This is a genomic window from Maribacter caenipelagi, assembly GCF_004364175.1.
GTDB classification, from domain to species: domain Bacteria; phylum Bacteroidota; class Bacteroidia; order Flavobacteriales; family Flavobacteriaceae; genus Maribacter; species Maribacter caenipelagi.
Genome location: NZ_SNZW01000011.1, coordinates 538751 through 550478, shown reverse-complemented (window position 1 = coordinate 550478; position 11728 = coordinate 538751). Strand labels below are relative to the sequence as shown.

Annotated in this window: 9 protein-coding genes; 6 read left to right on the top strand and 3 right to left on the bottom strand. The window is 35.8% G+C overall.

The window, feature by feature from the left end; all coding sequences use genetic code 11:
* The first annotated feature begins 1 nt into the window (after position 1).
* The 4 genes from DFQ03_RS03185 (at position 2) to DFQ03_RS03170 (ending at position 5344) form a co-directional block, all read left to right on the top strand.
* A complete protein-coding gene (locus DFQ03_RS03185) occupies positions 2 to 2143 on the top strand; it encodes a Tex family protein (RefSeq protein ID WP_133671575.1) in 2142 nt (713 codons plus the stop codon).
* 8 nt (positions 2144 to 2151) lie between these two features.
* Positions 2152 to 3054: a histone deacetylase family protein gene (locus DFQ03_RS03180; protein ID WP_133671574.1), complete on the top strand. Its 903-nt coding sequence runs from the start codon at positions 2152 to 2154 to the stop codon at positions 3052 to 3054.
* Between the two features lie 78 nt (positions 3055 to 3132).
* Entirely contained in the window at positions 3133 to 3966 is an 834-nt protein-coding gene (locus DFQ03_RS03175; RefSeq protein WP_133671573.1) for a phosphatase PAP2 family protein, read from the top strand.
* Between the two features lie 91 nt (positions 3967 to 4057).
* Positions 4058 to 5344, top strand: a complete 1287-nt coding sequence (locus DFQ03_RS03170; protein WP_133671572.1) for a serine hydrolase domain-containing protein — start codon at positions 4058 to 4060, stop codon at positions 5342 to 5344.
* A gap of 5 nt (positions 5345 to 5349) precedes the next feature.
* Here DFQ03_RS03170 and recQ read toward each other — a convergent pair whose 3' ends face one another.
* Together recQ and DFQ03_RS03160 are read right to left on the bottom strand one after the other, a co-directional pair.
* Positions 5350 to 7434 (bottom strand): DNA helicase RecQ, encoded by a 2085-nt coding sequence (gene recQ, locus DFQ03_RS03165; RefSeq protein ID WP_133671571.1) that lies wholly within the window; start codon positions 7432 to 7434, stop codon positions 5350 to 5352.
* A gap of 143 nt (positions 7435 to 7577) precedes the next feature.
* Complete coding sequence (locus tag DFQ03_RS03160) at positions 7578 to 7910, bottom strand: single-stranded DNA-binding protein (protein ID WP_133671570.1); 333 nt, start codon at positions 7908 to 7910, stop codon at positions 7578 to 7580.
* A gap of 326 nt (positions 7911 to 8236) precedes the next feature.
* Between DFQ03_RS03160 and DFQ03_RS03155 the strand changes: the two genes are divergently transcribed.
* Positions 8237 to 9187 (top strand): alpha/beta hydrolase, encoded by a 951-nt coding sequence (locus DFQ03_RS03155; RefSeq protein WP_133671569.1) that lies wholly within the window; start codon positions 8237 to 8239, stop codon positions 9185 to 9187.
* 142 nt (positions 9188 to 9329) lie between these two features.
* On the opposite strand, the gene DFQ03_RS03150 is transcribed toward DFQ03_RS03155, so the two are convergent.
* Positions 9330 to 10016, bottom strand: a complete 687-nt coding sequence (locus DFQ03_RS03150) for a GNAT family N-acetyltransferase (protein ID WP_133671568.1) — start codon at positions 10014 to 10016, stop codon at positions 9330 to 9332.
* A gap of 208 nt (positions 10017 to 10224) precedes the next feature.
* Here DFQ03_RS03150 and DFQ03_RS03145 point away from each other — a divergent pair, with 208 nt between their 5' ends.
* Positions 10225 to 11727, top strand: coding sequence for a sensor histidine kinase (locus DFQ03_RS03145; protein WP_133671567.1), 1503 nt, complete (start codon positions 10225 to 10227; stop codon positions 11725 to 11727).
* Position 11728: the final 1 nt, after the last annotated feature.

The following is an 11728-nucleotide window of genomic DNA, read 5'->3' as shown; positions in this document are numbered from 1 at the left end:
AATGGCAAATTCTAATTCGGCCGAAATTGTCGGCTACATACTCAAACACACCCAACTACCTGAGAAGGGAATTCAAAATACAATCGAGCTTTTAGATCAAGACTGTACGATTCCTTTTATTTCTAGATATCGTAAAGAACGTACAGGCAATTTAGATGAGGTACAAGTTGGAGCCATCGTTCAGTTTAAAGAACAATTTGAGGCACTAGAAAAACGAAAAAAAGCAATAATTAAAACTGTTGACGAACAAGGTGTATTAACGCCTGAACTAAAACAGAAATTTGAAAACGCAGAAGATTTAACCCAACTAGAAGATCTTTATCTTCCTTTCAAAAAAAGTAAAAAAACCAAGGCAGAAGTTGCACGTAAAAACGGATTAGAGCCGTTGGCAAAAATCATTATGGCACAACGCGATGATGATATTGAATTTACGGCATCTAAGTATTTAAACGATACTATTGAAAATGAAGATGATGCATTAGAAGGTGCCCGTCATATTATCTCGGAATGGATTAATGAACGAACAGATATAAGAGCATCGATCAGGTCTCAATTATCAAGATTTGCCATTATAAGTACCAAAGTAATCGGCACTAAAAAAGACGATGAAAAAGCGCAGAAATTTCGTGACTATTTTGATTGGAGCGAGCCTTTAAACAAATGTCCGTCTCACCGATTGCTTGCCATTTTACGCGCCGAATCAGAGAAATTCATCCGGGTAAAAATTGAATTGGATGACGAACGATTATTAGATAGAATTGAAAATAGAATCATTAAAACGAACAATGCCTGTGCTAAACAAATAGAGTTGTCTCTTGCAGATGCGTACAAGAGATTGTTGTTTCCGTCCTTATCAAACGAACTGCTCAAGGCTGCAAAAGAAAAAGCGGATGATGAAGCTATTGCTGTTTTCTCTAATAATCTAAGACAATTATTACTGGGCGCACCTCTTGGGGAAAAACGTATTCTTGCCATAGATCCTGGTTTTAGAACTGGCTGTAAGGTGGTTTGTTTAGATGCACAGGGCAATTTGGTACATAATGAAACTATATATCCGCATGCGCCACAAAATGATGTTGGTGGTGCCATAAAGAAATTAAGTTCGCTGGCAAATGCCTATAAAATTGAAGCAATCGCTATTGGTAACGGTACGGCATCAAGAGAAACCGAACAGGTGGTAAAGAAAGTGATTTTCAATAATCCTGTTGAAGTATTTGTGGTAAGTGAAGCTGGAGCCTCTATTTACTCCGCCTCTAAAATTGCCCGAGAAGAATTCCCGAATTACGATGTTACCGTTCGTGGTGCAGTATCTATCGGTAGGCGTTTGGCAGATCCACTTGCCGAACTGGTAAAAATCGACCCTAAATCTATTGGTGTAGGGCAATATCAACATGATGTTGACCAAACTAAATTAAAGAACTCATTAGACACCGTGGTTGAAAGTTGTGTGAACTCGGTCGGAGTGAACATCAATACGGCTAGCGTTCCATTGTTAAGTTATGTATCGGGTATAGGTCCGAAATTAGCCGAGAACATTGTTGAACAGAGAAAAGAAAAAGGGGCATTTAAAAGCCGAAAAGATATTATGGATGTGCCTCGTTTAGGCGGTAAGGCATTTGAGCAAGGTGCAGCCTTTTTACGCATAAAAGATGCTAAAAATCCGCTAGACGATTCTGCCGTACACCCAGAAAGCTATGGCATAGTCAAACAAATGGCGAAAGATAAAGGAACAGAAATTTTATCGCTGATCGGGAATAAAACAATACTTAAAGAAATTGATCTTCAAAAATATTGCACCAATGAGGTTGGGCTACCTACCTTAGAAGACATTCGCTCAGAACTAGAAAAACCAGGTTTAGACCGTAGAGAAAAAGCCAAGGTATTTACATTTGACCAAACCATTAAATCGATTACAGATTTACATAGCGGGCAATTGTTACCAGGTATTGTAAACAATATTACCAATTTCGGTTGTTTTGTTGACATAGGCATTAAAGAAAGTGGACTAATTCATGTTTCTAACCTATCTGATTCTTTTGTAAAAGACGTCAACGAACATGTACATTTACATCAGCAGATTATCGTAAAGGTCTTAGAGGTCGATGTTGCCAGAAAACGTATTCAATTAAAGCTGCAAAAATAATTGAACTGATGCTAAAAATAGCGAATCACCCTATATACAAACATCCGTTACCAGAGGGGCATCGTTTTCCTATGGAAAAATATGAGCTATTACCACAGCAATTAATTCATGAAGGTACTTGCACCGAAGAAAATTTCTTTGAACCTGAAATTCCGAATGACAAACATATTGTTGCCGTTCACGATGTAGAATATTTCTATGATTTGCTGAACATTATGATTTCGCCCAAAATGGCTCGCAAAATAGGCTTTCCATTATCAGAAGATTTAATAGAGCGAGAACGAATAATTGCTGGTGGAACGTTAAAAGGATGTGATTTTGCCTTAGAACATGGAATAGCAATGAATATAGCCGGCGGAACCCATCATGCCTATAGCGACCACGGTGAAGCATTTTGCATGTTAAACGACCAAGCCATCGGCGCTAGATACTTATTGAACAAGGGTCTTGCAAAAAAAATTCTAATTGTCGATTTAGATGTGCATCAAGGAAACGGAACTGCAGAAATATTTCAGAATGATGATGCCGTATTTACATTTTCCATGCATGGAGAAGGAAATTATCCGTTTAAAAAAGAAAAGTCAGACCTAGATATTCCATTACCAAAAGGAACCACTGATGAAACATATCTATCTATACTTAAAGAAAAATTACCTCAGCTAATTAAAAGCGTTCAACCAGATTTCATCTTTTACCTCTGTGGTGTTGACATTCTTGAAAGTGATAAATTAGGAACTTTGGGTATGACTATAGAAGGTTGTAAAAAACGCGATGAATATGTACTAAAAACATGTCATAATTTAAAAATTCCCATGCAATGTAGTATGGGTGGAGGTTACTCGCCAGATATTAAAATCATAGTGGAAGCCCATGCCAATACATTTCGATTGGCACAAAACATTTATTTTTAAGCTCTTTCAAGAGTTTTAGAGTTAAACATTGTTTGCTTTTAACTATATTTTAAACAACCAGAACTTTAAATTTACGCCATGAAAAAACTAATAATCCTCTTAGGCATAACATTTTGTATTTCGTTAAACGCACAAGACGTTGTTAAAGATTCTACTGAAACACGATGGAATATGTTTAAGTATGATGTGGGTAGCATGTTTTTAGGAGTTGGGCATTCGTATGCACGTCCTTTCTACTGGAAAGGGGATCAATGGGCTCAATTTGGCGCTGTAGTAGCTGGTACAGGGTTAGTTTATTTAGTAGATGACGAAACATCAAGGTTTATTAGAAATAACAGAGAAGGCATACCACAGTTTGTTCGTGATTACGGTGAACTTTATGGTAGCCCAGAGAATAACTATTTAGCAACATCTGGAGTATATGCTGTAGGATTAATTACCAAGAACGAAAAATTAAGGAGAACAGGTGTATTATTAATATCATCAGCTACTTCAGCCGGGCTTTTACAACAGGTACTAAAATCTATTGTGGGTAGAGCTAGACCATTGGCAAATTTAGGCAAGGATACTTTCGACCCTTTCAATTCAAGCAGAAACTTTCATTCTTTCCCGTCTGGTCATGCTTTACTGGCCTTTACAAATGCTTATGCAATTGGTAAACAATTTAAAAATCCGTGGGTAAAAGCGGGTATTTATACCTTAGGTGCCATACCAGGTATTTCTCGTGTCTGGGACGGCCAACACTATTTAAGTGATATGGTATTCGCATTCGCCATTAGTATCGCAACTGTTGAGTCCATAGATAAATATTTAGACAAAAGGTATGATGAGAAATACAACAACCATAAGAAAATGGTAAGTTGGAATTTAAATTTTGGTCCTAGACAAATGGGTGTGACCGTAAATTTCTAACTACCCAAATGCAAATTTGTTAATGATAATTATTTCATTGATGCTTTATTAAACTTTCAGTACATTAGTCTAGTACCTGAAAACCATACCAATGAAATACTTCTTTACATTACTTAGCCTTCTATTTGCATTCATAACCGTTGCACAAACTGCTTCAGCATTAAAATCGCCTGTACTTCTCGAAGCTTCCCCTCAAGAAGTTGGCATGTCTACAGAACGGTTAGCAAAAATTGATGCCATGATAGCTTCAGAAGTCGACCATGGTAACATACCAGGAGCAGTTGCCCTAATTGCAAGAAATGGAAAAATTATTTTCCACAAAGCATATGGTATGGCCAATAATGAAGCGAAAATTGAGATGGATAAGGATGCAGTCTTTCGTATTGCCTCACAAACAAAAGCAATTACCTCTACCGCAGTAATGATGCTTTGGGAAGAAGGTAGATTTCAATTAGATGACAAAATATCTAAATACATTCCTGAATTTGGTGAAGCACAGTTATTAGATACCTATAACGAAGCCGATGGCACATACACAACCAAACCTGCAGAAAATCAAGTTACCATACGTGATTTATTGACGCATACTTCAGGTATTGGTTATGGAGTAATTGATGGAGATGAACAATTCAAGAAAATATATGCTAAAGCAGGAATAACCGATTTATTTACAACAGAAAAAATAACCATTGCCGAAAGCGTAAAAAAATTAGCAAAACTACCCTTACATCATGAGCCTGGGGAAGCATTTACGTATAGTGAAGGCTTAGATGTGTTAGGATATTTTATCGAAGTTATTTCTGGTGTACCCTTTGATGAATTTTTAAAAACTAGAATCTTTGAACCCCTTAACATGAAAGATACTTGGTTCTACCAACCAAAAGAAAACCATAATAGATTGGTAGCTGTTCAAAAAAAGGAAAATAATAAATGGATAAAATACCCTATTACCTTTTATGACACCGATTATCCTATAAAAGGTGCAAAAACGTTCTTTTCTGGTGGCGCTGGCCTTTCAAGCACAGCCAAAGACTACGCTACATTTTTACAGATGTATCTAAACGAGGGAGAACTGAATGGAGTACGGTTATTAAGTAGAACTACGGTAAGAAGTATTTTAGGTAATCAAATTGGAGCTATTTGGGATGGACCTAAACACAACGGACTAGCATTTTCGGTAGTAAATGAAAAAGGAGAAATTTCTGGCGGTCTTGGAAGTGAAGGAACATTTGAATGGGGTGGTTATTTCAATACTCAATATTTTGCCGACCCAAAGGAAAAAATAATCGGTATTATAATGAAACAGACCCAAGGACCTGTGGACGATAATACCAGTTGGAAGTTTAAGCAAATGCTTTTTTCTAGTATTGATGATTAAAGGTTTTAAGAATCTAACAAATACAGGCCTAATTTAATTTTCCAATACGGCATTTGTTCTTCAAAAAATTCGAAATAATCTTTTAAACCTGTAGCTTCGGTTAATTCTGATTTTGCATTCTCTATTTTTGATACGTCGTCAGCACTTACGAATTGATTCAAATCTAAATCCTCACCTTCTGCATGTTTTTTCATTAGATGACCATAAATTGTATTCTCGGAAAGGTTTCTTGCTGTTGCAATTTCCGTAACCGTTAATCCGTCAGAGAACAAATCGAATGTTTGCTCATGAGTCTTTTTCTTTGATTTTTTAGCAGGAGCATATGCAGCGATTTCCTTAATAAATACATCGGCATATTTTTCTAATTTTGCCTGCCCTACACCAGATACCTCCATAAATTCTTCTTCATTTTTAGGCATTTTGAGTTCCATATCCTTTAAACTTGCATCACCAAATACCACATATGCCGGCACACCTTGATCCTCGGCAATTCGTTGTCTTAAAAGGCGAAGCTTTTCGAAAAGACCTGTTTTTGGAGTTTTTGCTTTTGCCGTACTTTTCTTCTTTCCTTTTTCGGTTTGCAAAACCGCTAATTGTATCTTTTTATTAGAAAACAAGACCTCTTTAGCTAATGGTGTTAGTCCCAATCGTGCACCTTCTCTAAAATTAATATCCAAAACCCCTTGATTCAATAACTGAATAATATATTGCTGCAAGTCTAACCAAGAGACATCTTTTACGGCGCCATAAGTTTTAATATTCTGATAACCTTTCTCTAATACTTGTGCATTCTGTGCACCTCTTAAAACATCAATAACCATACCCATTGATTCTCGCTCTCTTAACCTAGCAACACCAGAGCATACCTTTTGTGCCAATAACGTAGCATCAAAATAAGCAGGTGGAGAATTACAGATATCACAATTACCACAACCTTCTGTTACTTGCTCTCCAAAATAATTTAGTAGCGCGATTCTACGACAACTTAATGCCTCGGCAAATTGTTGCATACGCTCTAACTTAGCATACTCAACATCTGCATTTTCACTTTGTGTAATAAACCTACGTAACTGTGCGACATCAGCAAAACTGTAAAACAGTAGCGCGTGAGCTGGGAGTCCGTCACGACCACCACGACCAATTTCTTGGTAGTAGCCTTCAATATTCTTTGGCAGGTTATAATGAATGACCCAACGAACATTACTCTTATCGATACCCATACCAAAAGCGATGGTTGCAGCTATAATGGGCACCTTATCGGTAATGAACTCTTCTTGAACACTAGAACGTTCATCTGAAGACATACCCGCATGATAAGCTTTGGCCTTGAATCCGGCATTTCGTAATTTCTCGGCTATAGACTCCGTACTTTTTCGACTAAGGCAATAAATAATTCCGCTTTCGTTCGGTCTGTCATCTAAGAAATCGAGAATATGTTTAATTCTATCTTGAGCAGGTTTTACATCAAGATATAAATTAGGTCTATTGAAAGATGCCAAGTGACGCTCAGCATTCGGAATTTGTAATTGATCAGCAATATCGTCTTGGGTAGTCTTATCGGCAGTAGCCGTAAGAGCCATTACAGGTATATTCGGAAACCTCCTTTTTAAACCGCCAAGCTGGGTATATGCGGGTCTAAAATCATGCCCCCAAGAAGAAATACAATGAGCTTCATCAACAGCGAAAAGACTGATTTTTAAACTCCCAAGAATGTTATTAAAAAAACCCAAACTCTCTGGTGCCACATAAAATAGTTTCAACTCGCCTCTTTCTAATTTTCCTAGAATCTCTTGCTGAGTTTCTTGAGTCTGAGAGCTATTGTAATATTCAGCAGCAATTCCGTTAGCTTTTAATACATCTACTTGATCCTTCATTAAAGCAATTAACGGAGAAATCACAATCGCAGTTCCCTCCAAAGCCAATGCCGTCAGCTGATAACAAAGGGACTTACCACCACCAGTAGGCATAATTGCCAAAACATCTTTTTTACTAAGTGCATCTTCAATTATTGATAATTGATTCGGCTTAAATGAGTCGTAACCAAAATGCTTTTTTAATAATGGTATTAAGTCTTTTTCTGTTGTAATCATGTTTTGCAAAAATAGTGTTTGAAATTGTCTTTATTAGAGGTTTTAACAAGATCACGTCTTTGCGAGGCACGGAGCAATCTGCCACATTCGTATTCCAAACTTGCATATTGCTTCGTGGTATCTCCTCGTGAAGACATATGAGCCTATTTCCCCAACATCAACAACTCATTACACCTTACTTCAGTGATGTATCTTTTCTCACCTTCTTTTGTTTCATAAGAGCGATGGGTAAGTTTACCTTCTATAGCAACTTGTTTTCCTTTACTTAAATAATTTTCCACGATTTCGGCAGTTTTACCCCAGGCAACAATATTATGCCATTGGGTATCATCTACTTTTTCACCTTTTGCGTTTTTATAACTATCTGTTGTGGCAATGGAGAATTTTGCCAATTTGGTTCCTCCTTCTAGGTTTACTATTTCTGGGTCTTGTCCTAAATTTCCAATCAACTGTACTTTGTTTTTTAATGCGTTCATCTTTCTAATTTTTATGGTTTAACAGTTCATACTATCAAGTCATTACGACTCGACACTGCAAACCTAGAACAGCATTGAAAGATTAATCGGTACACAAACATTTACTGTCGTTTGTTATCGTTTACAGTCGTTTATAAACGTTTATAATTTTATCTATCAGTAACATACATTTATTATATATCAAATAAAAAAATAAATTCAACATAAAAATATCCTTTAAAAGGCAATACCCTTAGAAAATTAATTTCAACCCGCCATAAAATGGAAATAAATTTTAGAATATCGCAAATATCATTTATATTTAAGTGTAAGAAAAACACTTTATTATGAAAACAACTCACTTAAAGCTTATTAAAAGCTTCATTTTAATCGCAACAGTATTTTTAACTTCAATTACAATTGCCCAAGATGGGACAATATATCCACTTGAAGCCCCTGATGAACCTAATGCCATTCCTTTGAACACTGGTGGTGTTGAAAATCAACCTGCTTCTGAGACTTGGTTTAAACAATGGGGTGATCCTATGGCAAGAAATATAACGAACGCAACACTTACTCCATTCTTACCTGATCCAGAAAAAGCCAACGGCACAGCAGTCATTGTAACACCCGGAGGAGGGTTTATGTGGCTTTCCATGGGTAACGAAGGATGGGAAGTAGCCGAAGCATTGGCAGAAAAAGGTATCGCAGCCTTTGTTTTAAAATACCGGCTTCATCCCACCGCAGAATCACTTGATGACTTCACTACTTTTATGAATCGTCCACGAACTGCACCATCAAAAACCTCCGACAATACCACGCCACCAAGCCCTCCACAACGAGATTTATCCAATCAGTTGGAAGATGCAGAAGCGGCCTATGCTATGATAGTAGACCGAGCTGATGACTGGGGAGTGGATATTGATAGAATTGGTATGATAGGCTTTTCTGCCGGAGCTGGACTAACCATGCATTCTACACTAAATTCTAAAACCATGAAGATGGCTTTTATTGGTCCAATTTATGGTGGCATGGGGCCTGTAGATGTACCTAAAGATGCTCCGCCCATGTTCAACGTTATCGCTACAGATGATTTTCTTTTTAGAGGGCAAAATGGAGTGATTGAATCTTGGCACAACGCAGGAATACCGGTTGAGTTTCACCTCTACCAAAATGGTGGACACGGTTTTGGTCTAGGAAATCCAGGTCGAACAAGTAACCGTTGGTTCGATTCATTTATGTATTGGCTTGAAGTCAACAAGTTTCTCGAAGCCAACACAGTGAAGAACTCAAAATAAAACATACGAATTTTCAAAATTGTCAATACTATCCAATGCTTGTTTAACTTTAAAAACAGGCATTGGAATAATTGAAATTATCATCAATACATTGAAGGGCATAAATAACTAACAAAACCGACAATATGTAGAATTTGTCATACTATTTTTTACGATACGTCCACCAGTTCATATCTCTGGTTAACTTGTATCCTAATTTCTCGTAAAGCGGTATAGCCAAGTTGCCTTTATTGGTATGTAGAATAGGCGTTTTATTTACTTTTAGAATTTCTTTTGTAGTATGAGCGATGAGTTGCTTAGCTAGTCCTTTTCTAGTATAATCAGGGTGAGTAACAACAGCACTTACTTCTATAAAAAGGTTCGTTTGCATTCGCTGACCTGTTAATGAAACTAGTTTTCCATCTTTAAAAATTCCGTAATAGTTACCCATTTCAAATGTTCTTCTACGATAATATCCAGGCATTACTAACCAAATCAAATCGTACACCTCATCAATATATTCATCGGTCAGCAAGACAATATCTTCTGTGATTAAAACCTCCGACAGTTGATTCAATACCATTTGGCAACCATCAATTTTCTTCTCTAAAATAATTTTAGTGTCATCTATAATTGGGGTTTGACTCTCTGAAACGAAGAAGAAACTATCTGTCGTTTTTATATATTTATCAGAAGCTTTTTTAGTTTTTGCTTCATCAAAAAAAGACCCAAAAGTGCATACCTCTTGATTATAAAATCGCACTCCGTCATATTCAACACCAAATTTTTTATGTGTTTCATTTAAGGAGTACCAGACGGGGTTTTTAAGTTGTTCTTCTAAGCTTACCATTCTAATATGATTAAAATCTTTCGCAAATTATTCAATCTTAAACCAATATCGCATCTTACAAAATAGAAATATGATTTTAATACTTATATAAAAAGAAGCTTACCTAACATTGGCTGATTCTCAATAAAAAATTCTAAATTCAGAGAGCAGAGATAATAAAGGACATTTCAGATTCAAATCTCGCCACTTACAAACTTATAACTTAAGTATGGAGATTATTGATTTTAGGTATTTAACAACGATTGTCTTTACGTCTATTTTTGGCGTTTTTGGCATATACCACCTATTGTCATTTCTTGTTTTAAGACATAAAATTACACTGTATTATTTTATTCTAATTTTCGGATTGACTTTACACTGGAGTTTATCTCTTGTTATTAAAGGTTCTCATAATGATCAGATAATATTCATTTCTAATAAAGCTACTCTTACCACAGCAATGATATCAACTTTTGGGCTTTTAATGTTTACCAAAAGCTACCTGAACATTTCTCGAAATAGCCATAAGACCTTAGCTAGAATATATAAATTCTTTGTCATAATTATAGTTTGCTTACCTGTATTACACATTCTAAATAATATAATAACTAAAATTGAATGGTTAAACAGTTCTCTAGTAATGTTAGCTGCCATTACAGCCTTATCAACAGCACTTTTTAGTTTATTCTCAGGAATATGGTTATACAATGCTGAAAAGTTCAATAAGTATTATCTGTATTCTTATACACCTTACCTGCTCGCTTCAATTCTTTATGTAGTTGCATGGTTTTCACAGAAATTTTATAATGTAGATGTTGGCATTGTTGTATTACTAACTTCAATTCTTGTGACTTTTCAATTAATTCTATTCTCTATTTTGGTTGGCTACAAGTACAAATCTATTGAAGATAATACTATAAAAATTCAAGTAGAGGCAAATAATAAACTTACTACAGAAGTTGAAAAAAAAACCAAACATTTACAAATAGCAAAGCAAGATTTAGAATATAAAAACGAGGAACTTGAAAAAGTAAATAAGCTTAAAAATAAATTATTCTCTCTACTCACCCACGATGTAAGAGGACCGCTAAATAATGTTGGTGCTATCGTAGAAATGATTGAAAGTCAGTTGGAAGAAAGTGAACTAAAAGAGATTACAAAAAAATTAAAAAACGAAGTAACCGATAGAATTTCTATGGTTAATGTATTGCTTGATTGGTCTTATAATCAACTAGAAGGTGTCACTTTAGACAAAAAATTATGCGACTTAGAAATACTGTTCACTTCCATAAAAAAGGAGTTTAAAAGAATGGCCGATGATAAGGGTATAGACATAGAATTGGCAATTTCTTGTCGAGAACTCCTTATTGATGAAAATATGTTAAAGGTCATTCTTCGTAATCTGACCTCTAACGCTATAAAATTCAGCAAGAAAGGTCAAAAAATAATATTGTCCTCTAAATGCACATCTGATATCGTTGAAATAGGAGTAAAGGATTTTGGATTGGGAATGAATAACGATTGGCAAAATATATCTGAAAACAATAGCGGCCCAACTGTTAGGGAAGGTACAATTGGCGAAAAAGGAACCGGATTCGGTTTAATGATAGCTAAAGATTTCGTAAAAATGAACGGTGGTACAATAAGCTGTAAAAGTGAGATAAATAAGGGCACGGAGTTCATCTTAAGTTTTAAAACGGCAACAAATGAGCAAATAGCACCTCAAATATAAT